This window comes from Oleiharenicola lentus, assembly GCF_004118375.1.
GTDB classification, from domain to species: domain Bacteria; phylum Verrucomicrobiota; class Verrucomicrobiia; order Opitutales; family Opitutaceae; genus Lacunisphaera; species Lacunisphaera lenta.
In genome coordinates this window covers 2630060-2650740 of sequence record NZ_SDHX01000001.1, presented here as the reverse complement: position 1 = coordinate 2650740, position 20681 = coordinate 2630060, and the positions used below count along the sequence as shown (strand labels likewise).

The following is a 20681-nucleotide window of genomic DNA, read 5'->3' as shown; positions in this document are numbered from 1 at the left end:
TCCGTATTTAGCCGGGAACCGGCCAGGGTGCTGCGGGCAAGGTAGCCGAGATCAGTGCTGGCCGTGACCTGAAAGGGCGAGAGGCGCAGCGTTTCTTGCGATCCGGTTGAAACTCCGCTTGAGGGAGCGGATTGTTGAGCGAAGGATGGAACCGTGAGGAGTGCGGCGAGTGAGGCCAACCGGGTCAGCCGAGAAGCCTTCCTGGGCAAACCAACAGGGATTCGGAGGGAGTGTGGGGTGGTCATGGCGTGGGTTAAAGGCCAGCCCGAATGGCCGGACCGGTGATGGGGTGCCGGCAGGATTTCGATTTGCCGCCCGAAGAAAAGCCCCTCAGCATTTAACTGTTTAATGAAACGGAAGAAAACCAGGAGCGTTGCCAAACTTTCGGCGAATGGTGCGATCACGATGGCAATGATCGCGACTAAGGCGAAATGCAGCAAAGCCACAGTCTCGCTGGCGCTACGGGAGGATGAGCGCATCCCCCCGGACACCCGAAGCCGGGTGCATAGCGTGGCCAAAGCGCTCGGCTATGTGAAGAATCCGGTTATGGCGGAACTGTTATCAGAGATACAGCGATGCCGGCCGGTGCGCTACAAGCGCACGCTTGCCCTGCTGAATGCTCACGAGGACAGACTTGCCTTTGAGCGTCATGCTACAATTCCCGCCTGGGTAAAAGGGTGCAGGCTGCGCGGGGAGGCGCAGGGATATCGCTTCGACGAATTCTGGCTGCGTGATCCCGATCTCACGGCGGAAAGACTCGAGGGCATCTTCCAAGCCAGGGGGATTCGCGGCGTGATCGTGTTTGGCTTGTTTAAGCAAAACTGGCTTCCGCGGGAATATGATCCCATCTGGCGCCGATATCCGGCAATCGTCGCTGGTGTCCGGACACACGCACCGACCCTTTCTTTTTGCTCGGTCGATCATCACGAATGTGTGCTTGAAGCAGTGGCGCGAGTGCGTGCCTTGGGGTATCGTCGCCCTGGCTTATTTTTGGACGGTGCAATCGATCGCTTGGTTGATGGAAGGTTTACCGCGGGCTTCATGACCGGAGTGGCAGATTTACCGCAATCCGACCGTGTGCGCCCTCTCGACGCATCGGTCAAACATGAGAGATTTCTAGAAACACTGGAGAGCTGGATGAGGCGTGAGACCCCTGACGTAGTCCTTACCATCCACAATGAGACCTTCGGATGGCTAGAGAATCTTGGATACCGGGTTCCGCGAGACCTTGGACTGGTGCATTTGGAGCGAAATCGCACAGTGATGCACTGGGCAGGAATGGAGCAGCACAATGACATCGCGGGTGAATGCGCTCTCGACATGCTAATCACCATGCTTCTCAACCGCGAATCCGGTGTGCCGGTCTATGCCCGCGCGATGCAGGTTAGTGCCACATGGACTGATGGGACGACAGTCCGTGTGCAAACGGTGAACCGGACCGGCTAAGTGCCGGGAAAGTGCGCGACTCAGGGGGTCAAAGGGGTGATTGTGATGTTCCGATAGAAAACCTCCGCTCCTTCAGCCTGTAGAAGGATACGGCCGAAAGTCAGCGGAACGTAGGTTTGAGTAGCGGCGTCCCACCTTTCCATGGAGGTGACCGCGTTGACGACATAGCCATTAACACGAAAAACGGCGGTAGCGCCATCGACGGTCAGCTCCAGCTTGTTCCATCCCGGCTGCTCGTGGCAATAGGAGCGGTGGAAGCGGGCGAAACGTGCATCCTTGCCTCCACGTGTTTCCGGCGTGCCACGTTCGCTGTAATTCCGGATGACGTTTTGCACGGGTGAGGTGACACGAGTCTGGATGGCCCAAAGGTCTCCCGTGTCGCCTTCCTGTATCTGGCATTCCACACTGGCAGGCCAAATAACGTTGGTCTCGTGCAGGTGAAACAACACGCCGGCGTCGCGCACCGCTTCGGCCCGAGGTGCAAACTTGTGTTCGCCCCAACGATACTCGAGCTGCAAGACATAGCGGGAATAACTTTGCTTGGTGACCAACCCGCCGAAGGGTTGGCGCGCCCCCGCCTTCGCTTGTGGATACACGTGGATCACGCCGTCGGCCACGGTGAAAATCTTGGCTGCCTCCGTGGGCTCTACGCCCTTTTCGAGCCAGATCTCCCAGTCGGTGAGATCCCGACCATTAAAAAGGGGCGTGGGTGCAGGAGCTGCCGACATGACCGCTACGAAGAGTGCGGAGAAGGTGATGAATCGGATCAATTTCATGGGTGTTTGGGGTGGCTGCCTAATTCTGGGGCGGGTGTTCTCAGGGAAAGTTGGCTGGTTTGTATCGCCGAACGAGGACGACTGGCGTTTGCATGCGGTCGGGAAATCCCGATCAGGCCAGCACCTTTCCCGTGTCGCGGGCGAACAAATGGGCGCGGCCCAGGTCGAGATGCAAGGTCTGGAGTTGCCCGATCCCATAGGTGTGGTCGGCCCGATGGCGGGCTATAAGCGGGGTGGTATTGACTGAGAAGTGGAGATAGGTCTCTGCCCCCATCGGTTCCGCATGTTCCACGATGGCCGTGAACGCAAAGGTGTCGGGACCGGGAATTGCGCCGCAGTCCTCGGGGCGGAAACCGAAAAGAACCTCGCGGCCCGGGTGGGCGTCGGCAAGGGCGCGAATTCTCCCGCCGAGCGGAATGACCAGACCGGCACCATCGTCCTGTCGGGCGATGAAGCACAGCCGGTCCCCCAAGGTCTGCAGGCGGCCGGGCAGGAGATTCATTGGCGGCGAACCGATGAAGCCCGCCACATAGGCGTTGGCCGGCTTGTTATAGAGGCTTAGCGGGTCGGCCACCTGCTGGATTTCGCCTTCACGCATCACACAGATGCGGTCTCCCATGGTCATGGCTTCGACCTGGTCATGCGTCACGTAGATCATGGTCGCCCCGATGCGGTCGTGGAGCTTGGCGATCTCCGTGCGCATGACCACGCGCATCTTCGCATCCAGATTCGAGAGTGGCTCATCGAAGAGAAATACCTTGGGCTTGCGCACGATGGCGCGACCCACGGCCACACGCTGGCGCTGACCGCCGGAGAGCGCCTTGGGTTTGCGTTCGAGCATGGATTCGAGGCCGAGCAACTGCGCGGCGTCACGGACACGGTGTTCAATCTCGGCCTTGGGCAGGCCTTGAAGTCGCAGACCGAAGGACATGTTTTCACCGACAGACATATGCGGGTAGAGAGCGTAGTTTTGGAAGACCATCGCAATGTCGCGGTCCTTGGGGTGCAGGTCATTTACGACCCGATCCCCGATGATGATCTGTCCGGCGGTGACTTCTTCGAGCCCGGCGATCATGCGGAGAGTGGTGCTTTTGCCGCAGCCGGAGGGACCAACGAGCACCATAAATTCGCCGTCACGGATAGTAAGATCAATGCCCTTGACTGCAGTGAAGGCAGGATTCTTGTCGGCAGGGGAATAGGTTTTGACGAGCTGTTGAAGGACGACTTGGGCCATGTGGGGTGGTCAGTTGGGCAGCCAGTGAGAGCGGGGAAGTAGCATGATATCGGCGGGAGGCCGGCCGTTGCCGATAAGTGCGGCCATGGTGTTCATGGCGGGCGTGATGTGGGTGAAGAATTTCTTGTAGGCCGCGCAGAGATAGTTGAGACCGGATTCGCCGTCTGGTGTGCGCACGAAGCGGTGCTTTGGGCACTCACCGTGACAAGCAAAACGCACGGGGCATTCACGGCAATAGCGCGGGAGATCGGCCTTGGCGCTCCCGAAGGCTTCCTGAGGAGGGGAGTCCACCAACGCTGCCAGGTCTTCGTTGAGGAGGTTGCCGAGCCTATAGCGTGGGTAAACGTAGTGGTCGCAGCTATAAACATCGCCGTTGTGCTCGATGGCGAGGGCGCGACCGCAAGTGGGGGAAAATATGCAGATACCAGGAGATTGACCGAGCCAATTTGCGAGTGCGCTGTCAAAGTGCTGGACGAAAACCCGACCGACATCGGCTTTGATCCATTCATCAAAAACACCGGTGAGGAATTTGCCGTAGTCGCCGGGGCGGACGCTCCATGGTGTGACCTGTGAGTCGAGATTGGCGGCGTCATCGTGATTCGGGGGCGGCGCCAGCCATAGGCCGTCGGCGGTGTGCGCCGGGGCGTTGCGCTCAACAATGGGGATAAACTGGAGGTAGCCCGAACCTTGCGCGCGCAAAAACTGATAGACCTCGCGCGGCTGCTTGGCATTGGCCCGATGGACGGTGGTGAGGGTGTTGAACTCTACGCCGTGGCGCTTGAGCACCTCGAGCCCGGCCATGACCCGGTCGAAGGTGGGCTGACCGCCCTTGTCCACGCGATATGCGTCGTGAAGGTGTCTGGGACCATCGACGCTAACGCCTACCAGGAAATTGTGGGCCTTGAGAAAGGCACCCCATTGGTCGTCGAGCAGGATGCCGTTGGTTTGGAAGGCATTTTCGATCCGTTTGCCGGCCGCGTATTGCTGCTGTAATGCTACCACGCGTTCGAAAAAACCGACTCCGAGCAGGGTAGGCTCGCCGCCTTGCCAGGCGAAGGATACGTTGTCTAAAGGCTGTGCAGAGATATAGGTGCGGATGTAGATTTCCAGCAGTTCTGGCGACATGCGCCACTTGGGGTCCTGATAAAGCGCTTCTTTTTCCAAATAGAAGCAGTATTTGCAGTCGAGGTTGCAGATCGGCCCGATGGGTTTGGTCATCAGGTGAAATGGTCTGCGGGCGACGCCCGGTTTGTTGGTGACCGCGTGCATGGCTTACTTCCCGGCAATTTGCTGATAAAACACGCGAAGATCGGGTTTGACCCCGATAAGCTCCTGGGCGCGCTGCAGGGCCTTTTTGGTGGCAAGCGTCGGGTTTTCCTCGGCGGGAAACAGATTGTCCCAACCGATGCGCGCTGCCAAGCCGCTGCGTTTGAGGACTTGGGCGACATCACCGTGGACGCCGGAGACGAGCAGGTGTCGATCCTGAGAGCGCAGATAATCGAGCAACTGCCCGAGGGCCATTACGGTGGTGGCGTCGAGATGGCGGGCGTTTTTCAAGCGCAGGATGAATACCCGGATTTTGGGGTCTTCGGCAAGACGGCGGACACCATCCTGAAATAGGTCGGCGGCGCCGAAAAACAGGTCGCCCTCCACATGGACAATAGACACCTGCGGATTGTTGCGCTCTGCCGGGGCGGCGATCTCGGTCAACTGCCCTTGGTCGTCGAATGCATGCTCGGTCAGAGTGGGTGTGCCTGCCTTTTGAAGGAACAGTATCAACGACAGGCCGATGCCGGTGAAGATGGCGGTGTCCAGATCCAGGAAGAGCGCAGCGGTTAACGTCAGCCAGAAAACGAGTGCATCGGAACGAGTGGCCCGTCGCACCACGAAGATCTGAGCTGGTTGGATCAGGCGCACAGCAATCATGATCAGGTAAGCGGCGATGGCGGCAATGGGTATGTAGGCCAGAAGTGGAGCAAGCACTACAACTAGCAGGAGCACATAACCACTCCCGAAGACGACGGCCCACTGGCTGAGGGCACCGGCTTGCTGACCGGCGGCGCTGCGCAGAAAAGAGGCCGAACCGGGCATGGCGCCGAAGCCGGCCCCGAGCAGGTTGCCCAAGCCCATGCCGATCAGTTCCTGATCCGGGTCGATGCGCTGGCCGGAACGGGTGGCCAGGCTCTTTGCGATGGTGACCGCCTCGAGCATTCCGAGGATCGCCGCGGCCAGCGCAACGCTGGTGATCTGAGGCAGCAAAGCCAGACCTTCGGCGTTGAGTGGAAACCCGGTGAAGAGGGGAATGCCGCCGGAAATGGCCCCGAGATCCCGCACCAAGTGCACGCCGCGTGCGCCCAAGTCAAACGACCAGCTGGCGAGCCCAGCGATTACGAGCATGAGCAGACCGTCGGGCCAGCGCGGTCGCCAGCGGTGCACCCAGATGATCAGAAGCAAGCCCCCCAGACCGGTTACGGCGGTAAGTGGGTTGAGCTGAAAAGTCGCCACGCTGGCTACGAGATGCCGAAGTGTTCCGGCAAGGCTGACGCTGGAGCCGCGTTCAATGCCGGCGAGGTTGCCCAACTGTCCCACTGCGATGAGCAGGCCGACCGCGGTCGAGTATCCCACGATGACCGCGCGGGACACAAACTGAGTGATCTTGCCAAGACTTGCGATGCCGGCGACCAGCTGCGCCACGCCCATGACTAAACCGATCAACAGAACTTTCTGTAGCGGATCGAGTGGCCGATCAGCCAGAGCAAGGAGGGCGCCTGCCAGGATGATACTTATGGTGTTGGTTGGTCCGAAAACCAAGTGTCTAGAGGAACAATACAGCGAACACAACACGGTGCCGACAATGGCGCTGCCGACGACCGCAGGCACCGGAATACCGATCAACAAGGCGAAGGCCACCGCCTGCGGAATGGTGAGTGCTGCAATTGGTAACCCTGCCAGTAGGTCTGCCCGCCAATCCGCCTGAGTGCGGTTCCGGCTGGCTCGCAGAAGCGGCGGCACGAGGTTCGCGCGGAGTTTCGCTCCCATGCCTGTCAGCCGCTGTTCGGCTACTGCGGTGAAATCTCCTAGTTCTTCGATCGTAGCAGACTTGATGAGTTTGCGCACCATGACTCAGCGCTGGGGATGGACTACGGATTTCAGCACGCCGTCCGCATAGCGTGCGTTCTGCGAGAAAGCGCGGGCGGTTTGATCCAATCGCCATTCATGAGTGACCAGTTCATCCAAGTTCACGCCTTCGTGTGACAGCGAAGCCAGTCTGATTGCCAATGGCATTTCTGCGCCCATGCGGCGGCTGAAAAGCAGGGTCAGTCCTTTGCGGCGCGCTACAGAGTGGGGAAGGGAAAATGTGTCGTCCGCAGGGATGCCGACCAACACCACGCGTGCCCCGGGCGCCGCGGCATGCACACAATCCGAAATGGCAGTTCCCGCCCAGGCGGTTTCAAAAACGGTCGGCGAGCCATGTGGGCCACTCGCTCGGCGCATGCGCTCGGGCATGCTGTTGAGTGTGCCGGTGTGGGTGTGGGTCGCACCCCAGTGTCGCGCGAACTTGGCACGCCAAGGCAGCGGATCGACCGCGATTAACGGAGCAGCACCAATCAGGGCGGCGAGTCGGACCAGCATGAGTCCGATTGAACCCAAGCCGACCACCACGACCGCCTCATTTGCGCGGATGCGAGCCAGGCTGGCCGCATGCATCGCGACGCCGAGCGCCTCAAGCAGTGCTCCAGCGTTATCGCTTATACTATCCGGCAATGGGTAGCATTGGCGGCCCGGAACAATCACTTGCTCGGCCAGTGCGCCGTCGCAGCCGGGCAGTCCGAGGAAAATGTGGTGAGGGCATAGATTGGACTGGCCGCACATGCACCAAGTGCAGTTCCCGCAGGCTATGTGTGGTTCGATGGCCACACGTTGACCGAGCCGCAGTGACTGGCCTAAGGCGTCGCTAGACGCGGGGCCCGCAGCAACCACTGTGCCCATGAATTCGTGTCCAGGAATGAACGGCTCTGCGAGCTTGGTGGTGCCAATGCGAGCCTCGTTGTAGAGATGAAGGTCTGATCCACACACTCCTACTGCACCCACGGATACGATTACATCGTTGTCGCCAGGCGTGCGTAATTGTCGGGTTTCAAGTCGCAAATCACATGGGCCGTGCAAGCGCACAACACGGTGTAGTTTCTGTTCTTTCATTTTCCGCGCAGCCTCCAATCCGACGAAGCTGTGCCTGTGGCTGGAGTGAATGGCACGCGATGTGGATGGAATAGGGGTGGAACGCATGGCTACAGGAGTATCCGAAAATCGTGCGGAATCCTGCTTGCCCGTTAATGATGTGCGTGCGTGACCGTTCGACTGTTGTTGAGAGGCAGAAAGGAGTTGGTCCGCCTTGGCAGGGTCATCCCGTCGTGATATTTTCCAGCCAATTGAAAAACGATTGGATCATCCGGCACCCCGCGTTGGTTTTGCTGGATATATTCGATTAGCAGACGGCTTGCGGTGCGGCCCAATATTTCGGTTCGTTCGTCCACCACAGCCATGTCGAATTCCTTGCGATGGGCCATGATGACGAGGCCTTGCCGGCCACCTATGTCGTATCCGTGATGGCGTAGCCGGTTGATCAGCGCGGGCGGTTCAAATTGGGCCGAATATCCTCCGCCGGCTTGGACGATGGCATCCACCTGATGTTGCCGAGCCCACACTGATATATCTTCCGGATCAAGTTCGCGCACCGTGTGCGGTGGAACGGCGTGGAGCCGGTGCGCCTCATCCATGGCGGCCTGGTATGCGCCGAGGATCAGCCGGCCGTATTCATAGTGGGTGTCGGGATGGTCACGGAGGACCAGACCAACGCGCTCGTAGCCGAGTTCACGGCAGCGGCGGCAGACCTGGATCATGGACTGGAAATGGTTGCTCACCAATTGGTGAAAGCGGGGAATCACCTTGGAGGGACCGTAGTGCAACGAGATCACGGCGAATTTTTCCCAATCCAGATTGAAAGTGAGCGGCGCCTCATGCTCAGGCGCTAGAATCAGTCCTTGGATTCCACGGGCCAGCAGCATGCGTGTGAAAGCGGCAGAGGCGGATTCGTTGTGTTCGGCCCAGAACACCTCGAGAGAATAGCCGGCATGCTCCGCCTGCTCTTTGGCGCCTCCGAAAACCTCCCAGATCCACGAGCGCGGCCGCCAGGCCTGTTTGCGCGACTCTGAGACAATGAAACCCAGGTTGGCCTTGTGTGAGGCGGGACGCCCCAGCCGGCGCGAGCGCATCAATGCGGCGGTGAGCGGGTCAATCCGGTAGCCCATTGCCGTGGCGATGGAAAGAATTCGGTTCCGTGTTTCCGTCGGGACCGAAGCTTGGGCATTCAGCGCCCGAGATACAGTGGATACATGCACGCCGGCGCGGAGAGCTATGTCAGCCATAGTGGGGCGTTGCTCCATACTGCATTCCTCTAGGCATCGCGACTGGCCGATGGGAGGCGGTCGTTGTAGGACCGAAATACAAAGAAAAAGGCATCCAGGGATACTGGATGCCTTTGACGACGACGTGATGCCGTCATACCCCCTGACGAGAAACTCAGAAGCGCAGATTGTTCACGATCTCCCAGACCTGCGATTCGGCGATGCGGGCTTCATAGATCGTGCCATCGGGATTGGCGCGGGAGGGAATCAGCTCGTCGCCGACTCCGATGTTCCGGATGCGGAACTTGATGGACCAATCCGCCTTGATGAAGTCCAGTTTGCGTTGATACCCCGCCCATGCATCGAAGTTCGTCTCCGCCGGACCATAGTAGGGCTTCGACGGATCGGGGCCGTAGGTTCCGCTGCCAGCAGCCAATTCGCGGAGGGCGTTACCGATCGAGATTTTGCTTTGGTAACGGACACCGGCGCCGACACTGAAACCGGCGAGGCGCCCCTCTCGGGCAAAATCATAGTTGGTGAGCAGGTTGAAACGATAGCGGCGGGCATCCGTCACCGGGGTGCCGTCGCGGGCCTGGGCGGAGCGGATCTGGTTCAGCAAGCCGGTCGAACGGGCGCCGAACAGATTGTCCGGGTTGTTGAGCGCACCGCGATCGGCCGAATAGAGGGCTTTGCCAATCTTCGGGTCGTTCCACATCGGAATCATGACACGTTCGACAAACTCGGACAAATAGGGTGCCGTGTTGGAGGTGATGGAGTTCACCCTGGCCAGATTGGCCGCAATCCGCCACTGCTTGGTCGGGCTGTAGGTCGCCTCGATCTCAAAGCCCTTGCTGGTGTAGTCCTGGGTTTCCTTGATGTTGGCTTGGACCGGATTCGTCTGGATATATTCGGGATTGCCGTTGGCGTAGATGACGCCTGTTTTTCGGAAGTTAACGGACTCGATGATCTCGGCCGGCACTTGGAAGCCAGAGGCGGCGATCTCGGCCGGAGTATTCCACTGATAGATGTTGGCCATTTCCTGCCACAGCGTCGTCTGGCCAGGGAAGTTGATCGTCGCGGCCAGCTGGTCGGTCTCGAAATGGGCAAAGCGCAGACTGAATTTATCGTTATAGAGGCTGAAACCCCATTCTTCCGTCTTGCCGGAAGGGAAGGGCAGGGCCTTGGCGTAGAGGTTGCGGCCGGCCGCGGCGGCATTGAAGTTCTCCGAACTGTTGTAGTGGGCGCTCAGCTGCATGCCCCAGGGCAGTTGTTTGTTCACGAAATCGGGCGCGTGGCCTACGAGTCCGTAGGACCAGTTGCTCGACTTGGTGTCGATGATCGGGGTTGCGCTGTAGGTGGGCTGGCCAGGCAGCTGCACCAGATTCGTGGCGGGATTCATCGGGGCACTGCCGACGAACTGTGTCACGGAGTCGGAACGCCATGAAACGGTGCTTACAAGCTTGTTGCTTAGGAGGAAACTCTGGAGCACGAACGCGATCGAATCCACGCTTTCTTTGGTGCCGTTGTTGCCCCAAGTCCAAACGTCGTCACGTTGGGTCGCATTATTGAAATTATACAGCCCCTGTTTCTGGCCGGTGTCGAAAGTGTTGGTGATCGGATTCCAGAGCAGGGCGTTGTCCGTGGACTGGGGGTTCTGCACCGCCGTGATGCCGGGAATATTCAGCCCGGCGATGCCGTTGGCGCCGGCGATGGACGGTGAAAGATAAGTTACCCAGGCAGCACGTTCGGTGGCGCGCGCCACGGCGGCGGCATTGGCGTAGCTGCCGGGCTTGCGCACCGCCAGGTCGTTGGACGCACGCAGATTCATATACGTTTTGTTGTGGTTCTCACGATCCGCGGTGCTGTAGAGGCCGGTGAGAACGTGACGGCCAAGCTTGGCGAGCCAGTTGTCGTCAAACCGCTTCTTGAAGTCGAACTCCGCGAAACCGGTCAGACGGAACGCGTCGCGCTCACGGTAGTAGCTCTCGGCGTAGCCGTTGCCACCGGTGTAGATGCGCCCGAAGTTCGGGTTGACTGCGCCGTTGGGCAGATGGGTGTTGATGTCCACGCTCAGGGCGTCGGTGTTCCACTGGGAGGAGTGGGTGGTGAAGCCGTCATTGTAAACCTGACGGCTGAAGGCGGCCTCGAAGCCGACCTGATTGTTGAAGAAGGTCTGTTCGACGGCGGCGTTGATCACCCGAAAGTTCTTGAACCCGCCGTAGTTCGGACCCTCGACGTTGTCCTCATAAAAGTTGAACACGGAGGGATCCATGATGCGCATGGCCTGGTAGAAACTGGCCTGGCCGGCGTTGAGGCCAAAGGCGGCGGGATTGCCACGGATCACCTGGGCGGTGGTATTGATGGTAAGCAGGCGCCAGTTGTTGAAGGCGGCGGTGTTGGTGTCGGGATCGAAGTTCTTGTTCCACTGCGGGACGATGCCGTCGATGCTGCCGTTGACGCTCGCCGTGCTGTTGTTGGGCTGATTGTAGAGAATTGTGAACGTGGTGCCGTCACCAAAGGTGCCCACAATGTTTTGATTGTTGCCGTTGGCGGCGACAAAAGCACTCAGACCGTTGAGGGCGCTGCTGGTGATGGAGGCATCGAAACCGGGTTTACCGTAGGTGAACCAGGGCGAAATGCGGTCGATGGGAGGCAGGAGTTTGGGGAGACGGTTCTTCTCCGCACCCCACTCGCCGTTGATCGTGATCTTGGTGTTCGCAAAGGGCTTGATGACGAGGTCGGCATAGAGCCGCTCGTTGCGGTTCATCGCCACGGTCTGCTCGTAGTTGCGGTCGTCCTTGAGACCGACGAGGCGCAGTGCGACCCGGTCCTTTAGGATCACCTGGTTGTGGTCAACCACGTTGCGGAGGCTACCGAATTGATCCACCTTCGTTTCGACGCTGGTCGCGTTCCGGAATGTGGCATGCTTCAATCCTGAGTTGATCACGCCGCCCGGGCTGCCAAGCCCGAAGAGGGCGGCATTTGGTCCGCGGTTGATGTCAACGCGATCCACGTTGTATGAATCGAGCGGAACATCCGTGATGAAATAGTCGCGGGTCAGATCCGCGGCGGACAGGCCACGCACGCGGGTGTTGAACTGCGGGCGTGCATCGGAGCGTTCCGTTCGGGCGAGATTCGCGTCCTCGCTGGTGTTGGCTCCGGTAAAATTGCCGCCAATGCCTGACGCCTCCGTGCTGGTGGTATAGACCAATAGGCTGGTCAGATCGGTTGCCGACGCATCATTCAGAAATTCGCGGGTGATGACGGAGATGGAGGCAGCCACGTCATTCAGCCCCGTTTTGAGTCGGGTGCCGGCGAGGGTATTGTTGGCACGGTAACCGGTGTCGTCTTCAGCGCCCACCTGAAAGGGAGAGAGCTCAATGACCTCGGGATCGGCAGGCTCCGAGGTGGCGCGGGCTTGCTGAGCGGCCAAACGAGGACTGAACAGGGAGACGAACAGGCAGGCCAGACCGGTCTGCCGCAGAGTCGGGCGCAAGCTGCGCCACGACGAAGGAATCATGGAATCCATAGTTGGTGTGGTTTGGGGTCACGCCGGTAAATTCCGGCAATGATGAACTGCGGCGGCGAAGTGCCGCACGCAGAGCTAGGGCAAGCCGAAGAATCCTCATGCGGTCGGAGACTCAAGATTGCCCGCATGCAAATCGTTGCGTGTGCCATCACGGCTTGCGTATCGCCAACGTCACCATCCGCAGACCTTGAGTTAAGCGGTCATGCTTTCGGTAATATTTCCCGTGCTACAATTGCAATAGGCAGGCCATTCGGGTTGCTGACCGTTAGCTCATAAGCACGAGCTTTCACATCGGCTATATTGCCGTTTTCCGGTTCAACCGTGCAGATACTGCATGAGGAGATTCTCGAGATACTCCTGCTTGCCGGACTTGGGGGTGGGTTCGCCGAGCTTGGTGAGGACGAGTTTCTCGAGGGACTTGAAGGTGGCCTTGCCCTTCTCGATGTCCTTGCCGTAGCCGGTGTCGTAAGACGAGTAGCGGTCGGCCACGAACTGCTCGAACTTGCCCTCGGCGAGGATGCGGCGGGCGATCTTGAAAGCCAGGGCGTAGGCATCCATGCCGCCGATGTGGGCGTGGAAGAGGTCGTCGAGGTCGGTCGAGGGCCGGCGGAGCTTGGCGTCGAAGTTGAAGCCACCGGAGCCGAGGCCGCCGGCCTTGAGGATGGAGATCATCGCCAGGGTGAGCGTGCGGACGTCGGTCGAGAACTGGTCGGTGTCCCAGCCCAGCAGTTCGTCGCCGGAGTTGGCGTCGATCGAGCCGAGCATCTGCGCCGAGGCCGCGACCTCGATCTCGTGCTGGAAGGTGTGGCCGGCGAGCGTCGCGTGGTTGGTCTCGATGTTGAATTTGAAGTGCTTCTCCAGGCCGTAGGTGCGCAGGAAGGCGATGCCCGAGGCCACGTCGAAGTCATACTGGTGCTTGGTGGGCTCCTTCGGCTTGGGCTCGATCAGGAACTGGCCGGTGAAGCCGATCTCCTTGGCGTAATCGACCGCCATGTGGAGGAAGCGGGCGAGGTGGTCCTGCTCGCGCTTGAGGTTGGTGTTGAGGAGGGTCTCGTAGCCCTCGCGGCCGCCCCAGAACACGTAGTTCTCGCCGCCGAGTTCGACCGTGCACTCCATGGCCTTCTTTACCTGCGCCGCGGCGTAGGCGAAGACGTGGGCGTCGGGGTTGGTCGAGGCGCCGCACATGAAGCGCGGGTTGCTGAAGAGGTTGGCGGTGCCCCACAGGAGCTTCACGCCGGTGGCCTTTTGCAGGCCCTTCGCATGGGCGACGATCTTGTCGAGGATCTTGTTGGACTCGGCCAGCGTGCGGCCCTCGGGGGCGATGTCGCGGTCGTGCCAGCACCAGAAGGGCGCCTCGATCTTCTGGAAGAACTCAAAGGCGGCGTCCAGGCGCACCTTGGCGACGGAGACGGGGTCCTTGCCGGATTCCCACGGGCGCACGATCGTGCCCGGACCGAACGGATCGGAGCCGGTGCCACGGAACGCGTGCCAGTAGGCGATGGAGAAGCGCATGTGCTCCTTCAAGGTCTTGCCGTCGATGATCTCCGACGGGTTGTAGTGCTTGAAGGAAAGCGCGTTGGCGGAACGCGGGCCCTCATAGCGGATCTTGCCGATCTGCGGGAAGTGCTTGTTCAAGGTTTTCATGACAAATTGAGAAGCGAAAGAGCGTCAGGTGCGGGTGATTCGAAGACGACAAAAGCACAAAGAGGCAGGTGCTGATGATAATCTCGTTTGTTCTGCCAGAATGCTCGGTGCATTTCCAAATTCCTCGAACCAGACCCTGGGTGAAGATGGGCCCGCTTCAAGGTCTGTGGAGAGTCAGGAAAGCGAGCGCTCCTGCTTTAGTGTCCGGCACGACCAGCAGGCTGGCGGGTTCATCAAGCAGGAAGTCGGCGGCCGAAGTGAGGGTGGCTAGCAGTCTCTTCGGTCCATCTGCTGGAATGGCCCAAACCCTGCCGGTGAACACCTCGCTGACGTAGAGCGTGCCGCGGGAGTCGCGTGCTATGCCGTCGACGCTGCGGTGACCGGTCGCGACGATGCGAAAACCACCCGCACGATATTCGAGAATATTGCCAGTGAAGAATTCCGCGAGCAGAAGGGTGTCGTTGGACAGCGAGGTAACACCATTGGGCAGCAGCATGGTGCGCTGGTTTTCGACCGCGATGCTGACCTTGCCGTCGAGCGTGATGCGGTAAACACGGGCGATAACCGGAATGGCGGCCGCCTCCGCGCTATCCACGGGCCAGAGCTGGCCGCCGGGATCGCGCATCTTGGTCACGGCCCCCATGTCGGTCACGAGCACGCTGCGACCGTCGGGCGCCAGGGCAACATCGTTGAGGTAGGACGGTGGATGCGGAAAGTCGCTTGGGCCGGCCAGCAGTTCTTTTTTGCCGGTCGAGTCGATTTTCCAAACGCGCGTGAAGTCTGCCGTGATCAGGTGATCGCCGGTGAAGACGATGCCCTTGGGATCGTCATATCCGGCGGAAAAATCAGAGACAGCATCGCCGCGGATGCGCACGATCCGGCCATTGCCGTCACCGTCCTTGCGGGTTTCGCCCATGAGCGTGGCGAAAAGATCACCCCCGAAGCCGCGCGTGACGCTCTCGGGGTTGGGTCCGACGGCGATGACCTGAAGGGTCGGGGTCGCGGCGAGAGGGCCGAACGCGAGCGGCAAGAGCAGGGCGAGGCGTAGGGCATTCATCGTCCGGCGGTCCACTCGACGGCGTTGACGAGCAGACGGTTGAATTCCGGCGCGCCGCGCGCGCGGCCGTCGTGGCCGAGGGCGAGACCGACGGTGCGGCCGTTTTCGCGGGCGGGCACCCAGACGCTGGGATGAGTCTGCTTCGAGTTCGGGCTGGGTTGCGTCTCGGCCAGCACGGTGACGGGCACGCCGCCAGAGCGAGTTGTCACTTCATAAAGTTCGTCGGTGATTTTGAAAGAAGCGGGGACGCCGCGCATGACCGGATGGCCGGGCTGGCGGTTGAAGACCTCGAACTCAAAGGGCTTGGGGTGGGAGTTGGCAGCGATGCCGATATAACTGCTCTCGTATTCAGTCCAATCCGGCCAGGTGCGCCATACGCCGCTGTGGAGGGCGACGAAGCCGCGGGCGGCCTCAAGGTGGGTGGCGACAGCGCGGCGAAACGAAGGCGTGGCAGGCCAGCCCAAGGCGCTGCTCAGCACGAGCACGTCGGCGTCCACGAGGGCGAGGGCCGCGGTTTCGGGGTCGTCGACGTAGATAGGGCGGTGACCGGCGGCGGCGATCGTGGCGACGTCGGCCCGGTTGAACCATTGGGCGAAGTCGTGGTAGTTGCCGCCGCCCACGACCAGCACCTTGGCTCCGGAACCGGCCGCGAAAACCGGGACGGCTCGCACCACCGCCAGCCAGTCCTGACTGTCGGGGGCGGTGAGCTTGACGGCACCGCCACCGGAGATGCGGGGACCGGACACGAGTGAGCCGCCCGTGCGCGGGTTGAACCAAGAGACGGCAAAGTCGCCGGCTGCTCCGCCCAGGTCGAGGGTGGCTTCGCCGCCGGTCGGCAGATAGACGAGGTAGAGCTTCCCTGACTGCGCGAGGCAGTAGCGGGAGTTGTCGTGCGCGGGATTGCCGACGAGTTCGTCGGCGTTGGTCATTTGCGCGAGCGGGATGGCATGGTCGCGGAAGAAACCGAGGGCGATACGGCAGAAGTCCCAGGAGCGTTCGCGGCTGCGGAAATCCTCAAGGAGGAGGTCGTTTTCGGGGAGCTGGTAGCCGAAGTAGTATTCCACGCCCGCGCCACCCGCCATCAGCGTGCCCCAAAGCGTGGCTTTGCGGATGTCATGTTCGTCGTAGCCGACCTCCTTGCCCTGGTTGTTCTTGCCGGCATAGCCCTTGTAGCCGAGGTCGGGGGGCACACCCTGATTGGCCGGGTTTTGTTCGTCATTGCAGACAACCCAGGGGCGCCCGGCGGCGGCCGAGGCGCGGACCCAGCGCAGGGTCTGCTGATGGGCCAGTTTCCAGCTGTTCTGCGCCGAGGCGCCAGTAAGCTCGGACTGTTTGCCCAGGAGGTTCTCATAGACCTCGTCCTGCTGCTCGGGGAAACTGTGGATGACCAGCAGGTGGTCGTAAGGATCGGTGTCCCGGATGTATTGCGCCATGGCGCGCTGCTCCTCGGGGGTCTGGGTGTTTTCTTCACCCAGATTCCAGTTCAGGGCGAGGTTGTGCCCGAAGCGGGCGATCATCTCGCGGAAATACAGGCGCCGCTCCGGGCCGGTGGCGCCGGCGTCGAGGGCCTCGGGAATCACCTTGGGCGTCTTGCGGGCTCCGGCGCGATGGTCGTCGCTTTCATTTTCCTGGAGCTTGAAGTGGAGAAAGACACCCCGGGCCTGCGCGTGCTCGAATACGATGGCCCATTGGTCGAGCCGTGAGCAGTCGTAGTGAAATTTCTCGTCGCGCGCCACGAAAGGCCAGATGTTGTCACCGTCGCCGGCGGCGTTGTAGGTCAGGAACGACACGGCGTTGGCACCCTTGTGGCCGAGGTAATTGATCGCGCCGATGAGTCCCTTGCCTTTGCCGCCTTTCCAACTGGGATCGCCTTCACGCCAGTCAGCTACGTGGGGGGCCCAGGTTTTGAGAGGCACTTCCTTTTTGAGAGCGAGGGCATCATCGAAATCGGTGTAAGCAAGGAGCGTCTCGGGGGCGTCAGCGCCCGCCTTGAGGAAGGGCTGACCACTTCCTGCGGCGATAAGGTAGTGACCACCACGGTAGGTGAGCCGACCACCGGCACGAAAGTCAGGGTGTTTTTTGTTCGAGCCAGTCACAACAAAGGAACCGGACAGGCCGTCATAGGGAGCAACGGGTGAGCCCCCGCCGTAGGTGGCGGCATTGGATCCGCGGGTGAATGAAACCCGATAGTTCCATTTGCCGCCGCGGTCGGGGGAGAGATGGGCGCGCCAGATGGTGCCAGCGGTGGCGGAGGTCTCGGCGGCGTTGCCGTCGGCGGCGAAGTAGCCCGGCACGACGTAGCTGGGGGTGCCGGACTCGTGGGTGAAGGTGACATCGAAGCGGTAGTCTGTGAAGGGATTGGGGGCGGTGTCGGTCTCGGCGGCGAAAGGACCGGCCAGATCCACGGTGACCTTGTGCCAGGCGCGGAGCTCGCCGCCGACTTTTACGGTGGCGTCACCATGGGGTTGGCGGGGCACGGGGCGGAAGAGCTGCTCGCGCTGGGCGCGGGCGAGTTCAAGGCGCGACTGGCCGTGGCCGACCGCGCTCATGGGGATGAACTCGATCTTGGACCAGCGGGCGCGACTCCACTCCTTGCCGTCGGCGGAGGCGATGCGGGAGCGCACCTCGACCAAGGTGCCCTCGCTCACATCCACATCCCACCAAGTCTGGGTATAACGCTCGCCTTCCTCGAACATCGCATTGGAAAGCGGGCAGACAAAGCGACCGATGAGCCTGTCGGCGAGGCGGACCTCGAATTCCGATGCCCCGTCGCTCTCGCCCACGGCATGCAGGACGACGCGGTAGCGGCCGTTGGAGGCGGGGACGGTGAACTTGACGGCAGCCTCCTTGTTCCTGTCGGGGTGGATGGCGGCCCACTTGCCTTTGTCGAGGTAGTAGCCGGTGCCATCAAGCTTCAGGCTGGCGGCGGTGACAGTGCCGGCCGCAGCCGCTGAGGGTGCGGGGGCGCTCTCCGTGGCGGGTTGGGGCGCCTTGGGCGGGAGCGGTGTCACGGCGGGTGTATCCGTGTAACCGGCGGGAATCGCGAAGGCGGCCGGAACACGCCCGGCATGCACGCGCGGTTCAGGGCCGGTGCCCTCGGGAACATAGTTGGGGGCGTTGGTGAGGATCACCTTGTCCAGCTCGAAGCCATCTTCCCGCATTGAGATCTGAATGGTGTGCTCGCCCGCAGTCGGCACGTCGAGGTAGAGCTGGCCCGGCACGCCAACGTGCACCTTCTCGGTGCGCTGACGGCTGTCCCAAGCCCAATCTCGCTTTTTCACCGTTTGCCAGCGCCGTCCACTTTCCGGCCAAGTGCCATTGATTCCGAAATGCACTCCATTGTCTTCAGGTCCGGTGGACAGAATCCTAGCCCAGACGTGATAGCGCCCAGGGGTGGAGAAATGCACGCGATAGGAGAGGATCGCCAACTTACCCGGCTCGTTCGAAAAATTCTCTCCGGCAACGAGTTTTTCGTCATGCGACCAGCGCGTATCCGGCAGAATCTCCAGATAGGCGCCGCCGCTGGCGCCGAGCACATGGGTGCCATCGGTGTCGGGAGCCAGTGTCGGATGCTGCTGGGCGTGGGTGAGGTGCCAGGCGCGCACGGTGCTGAGTTCCTGCTTGATGAAATGTTCGGCTTCAAACGCGACCAGGCCGTCGCGCTCGGCGAAGACGAGATCGGGATCAGCGATGGGAGCAGAGGCGAAGGAGGAGACCAGTCCGACGGCGAGGCCGAACGTCAGACGGAACAGAGGTGGGGTTTTCATAAGGCGGGGGAGGATTGCAGACGGTTGACTGCTTCAACCAAGGCGGATTCGCCGCCCACGTTTCCTGGGAAAATGACGTAATCGAGACCGGGGAATTTACTCTCGGCACCGAGGCGCCACACGGGCACCCCTGGCAGGAGTTGGCCCTGCACCGTGGCCCGGCGAACTCCGAGGCCGGCGGTAGCGACATCGCTCGAAGTGATGCCGCCCTTGGCGATGAGGAACCGTGGCCGCACGGTGAGCTGGCGGACAATCTCGACCACGGCGGAGGAAACGCGACCGACGATGGCGAGGCTTTCCTCCGGGCTGGCACCTGTGACCAGATCGCGGCTGGTGACCAGGAGCACGAGCTCGCCGAGGCTGAGCAGCTGGTTGATCCGGAGGGCGGCGTTTTTGACAGCAGCCTGACGCTGGGTCGGACTGAGCAGGTCAGGCACGCGCACTTCCACCTCGCGCACGGGCAGCGCGGCCCGCAGCGCGCGAACCTGAGCCGTGGATTTGGGGACATAGGAGCCGACCACGATAAGTCCGCCGGTGGAGAGAGCGGGAATGGAAAAGGCTCTGCCATCCAGCAGTGGTTGTGGTGCCTGTCCAAGGCGGGCGGCGACCAGGGATGCAGCGGTGCGCACCAGAAAACGGAGTCCCGCGGTTTCGGCTTGGAGCAGGCCCAGCGCCAGCACTTCAATGTCCCGCCGGGCGACCGCGTCACTAACGACGATGCGGTTCGCCGGCAGTGCGATCAGTCTCGAGGCCACTCCAGATGGTCCCTCTGTTCTGAGGACGGACAACGGAAGATGCACCACTTCGCCGGCGGGAACACGCCCGCCGGTCTTTTCTTCCACCCAGGCGGGCAGAAAGGATTGGCGGTAGCCGAAGGTTGGATCGCGCGCGAAGGCGGTCTCACCGGCGGGCACAAGTTGGTCGCCCTCGGCCACGTAGTGAATCCCGTCGAGCGTGATCCGGCCTCCGGCTTCAAAGTAGGGGACGATCAGGGTGCCATGGAAAGGTCCGAGCGCCTCGGCCAGGGTGTCGGTCTCCAGCGGATAATGACCGCGCAAGGTGGAGTCGCCGCGGGAGAAGACGGTGAAGAGGGTGCCCGTCTGGACTGCCGCAGCGCGCAGATTGGCCGCCAGTTCAAGGTGCAGCGCGCGGGTGGCGGCCGAGGCGAGACTGCGTGAGTTGGTGAGGATATAGAAGCCCGGCGCGTCGCCCTGAAGGGCCGTCGCCAGGGTTTCGACCTTCCAATCGGTGACGACCTGGATGTTCTGGACTGTCTGGGTGCCGGTGGGGTCGTCGTCGAGCACCACGAGCTTTGGGGCGGTGCGGGCGGCGACGGCCAGGCCCGGCAGCAGGTCCTCGGGCCATTCAGCCGGGAGATTGGCCAGCGCGTCGGCGCGGGAGAGTGGCCGCAGGGTCTCAGGCACCGGTTACCTCCACTTGCACGCCTTGGGTGGCGGATTTGGTCAGGAAGAGGGCGCGCTTGCCGAGGGTGCCCTGATGAGGGGTGGCTTCGCCCGCGAGGCCGGCGGCCCGTAGCAGTTCGCGCGAGGTGCCGACGTCGGACACTTTCAAACAAAAGTGATGGAGGCCGGGGCCGTTCTGCGCGAGCCACGCCTGGAGCGGGTGATCCGGCTTCAGGGGCTCCACGAGTTGCAGGTGGGTGTTGCCGAGGTCGAGGTGGGTGAGGCGGATGGCGCCACCGTTGACGACTTCGCTGCAGACGACGGGGAAGCCGAGGCGGTCGCGCCAGATTTTGAGCGCTTCTTCCGTGGATGGAACGGCGATGGCGAGGTGGTCGAGGCCTTGATGGTTCATGGGCAAAT

13 protein-coding genes are annotated in these 20681 nt (G+C 61.4%); 1 reads left to right on the top strand and 12 read right to left on the bottom strand.

Going from position 1 to position 20681, the window contains the following annotated elements:
* Positions 1 to 348 precede the first annotated feature (348 nt).
* Positions 349 to 1446 carry a LacI family DNA-binding transcriptional regulator gene (locus ESB00_RS10915; RefSeq protein ID WP_246026464.1) on the top strand — a complete coding sequence of 366 codons (1098 nt, stop codon included), beginning with the start codon at positions 349 to 351 and terminating at the stop codon, positions 1444 to 1446.
* Positions 1447 to 1466: 20 nt separating this feature from the next.
* On the opposite strand, the gene ESB00_RS10910 is transcribed toward ESB00_RS10915, so the two are convergent.
* The 12 genes from ESB00_RS10910 to ESB00_RS10855 form a co-directional block, all read right to left on the bottom strand.
* Positions 1467 to 2222: a 3-keto-disaccharide hydrolase gene (locus ESB00_RS10910; RefSeq protein ID WP_164976152.1), complete on the bottom strand. Its 756-nt coding sequence runs from the start codon at positions 2220 to 2222 to the stop codon at positions 1467 to 1469.
* Between the two features lie 112 nt (positions 2223 to 2334).
* Positions 2335 to 3456, bottom strand: coding sequence for an ABC transporter ATP-binding protein (locus ESB00_RS10905; RefSeq protein WP_129047720.1), 1122 nt, complete (start codon positions 3454 to 3456; stop codon positions 2335 to 2337).
* Positions 3457 to 3465: 9 nt separating this feature from the next.
* Positions 3466 to 4725 carry an anaerobic sulfatase maturase gene (locus tag ESB00_RS10900; RefSeq protein WP_129047719.1) on the bottom strand — a complete coding sequence of 420 codons (1260 nt, stop codon included), beginning with the start codon at positions 4723 to 4725 and terminating at the stop codon, positions 3466 to 3468.
* 3 nt (positions 4726 to 4728) lie between these two features.
* Entirely contained in the window at positions 4729 to 6576 is a 1848-nt protein-coding gene (locus ESB00_RS10895) for a SulP family inorganic anion transporter (RefSeq protein WP_129047718.1), read from the bottom strand.
* 3 nt (positions 6577 to 6579) lie between these two features.
* On the bottom strand, positions 6580 to 7656 hold the full coding sequence (locus ESB00_RS10890; protein WP_246026491.1) for a zinc-dependent alcohol dehydrogenase: 1077 nt from the start codon (positions 7654 to 7656) through the stop codon (positions 6580 to 6582).
* 131 nt (positions 7657 to 7787) lie between these two features.
* Positions 7788 to 8900 (bottom strand): LacI family DNA-binding transcriptional regulator, encoded by a 1113-nt coding sequence (locus ESB00_RS10885; protein ID WP_129047716.1) that lies wholly within the window; start codon positions 8898 to 8900, stop codon positions 7788 to 7790.
* 136 nt (positions 8901 to 9036) lie between these two features.
* Positions 9037 to 12381, bottom strand: a complete 3345-nt coding sequence (locus tag ESB00_RS10880) for a TonB-dependent receptor plug domain-containing protein (protein WP_164976150.1) — start codon at positions 12379 to 12381, stop codon at positions 9037 to 9039.
* 324 nt (positions 12382 to 12705) lie between these two features.
* A complete protein-coding gene (xylA, locus tag ESB00_RS10875; RefSeq protein ID WP_129047714.1) occupies positions 12706 to 14034 on the bottom strand; it encodes a xylose isomerase in 1329 nt (442 codons plus the stop codon).
* 157 nt (positions 14035 to 14191) lie between these two features.
* Entirely contained in the window at positions 14192 to 15064 is an 873-nt protein-coding gene (locus ESB00_RS10870; protein ID WP_164976149.1) for an SMP-30/gluconolactonase/LRE family protein, read from the bottom strand.
* A gap of 23 nt (positions 15065 to 15087) precedes the next feature.
* Positions 15088 to 18858, bottom strand: coding sequence for a ThuA domain-containing protein (locus ESB00_RS10865; protein ID WP_164976148.1), 3771 nt, complete (start codon positions 18856 to 18858; stop codon positions 15088 to 15090).
* Positions 18855 to 20282 carry a four-carbon acid sugar kinase family protein gene (locus ESB00_RS10860; protein WP_129047712.1) on the bottom strand — a complete coding sequence of 476 codons (1428 nt, stop codon included), beginning with the start codon at positions 20280 to 20282 and terminating at the stop codon, positions 18855 to 18857. The genes ESB00_RS10865 and ESB00_RS10860 overlap by 4 nt, the downstream gene beginning before the upstream one ends.
* Complete coding sequence (locus ESB00_RS10855) at positions 20275 to 20673, bottom strand: VOC family protein (RefSeq protein ID WP_129047711.1); 399 nt, start codon at positions 20671 to 20673, stop codon at positions 20275 to 20277. The genes ESB00_RS10860 and ESB00_RS10855 overlap by 8 nt, the downstream gene beginning before the upstream one ends.
* Positions 20674 to 20681 lie beyond the last annotated feature (8 nt).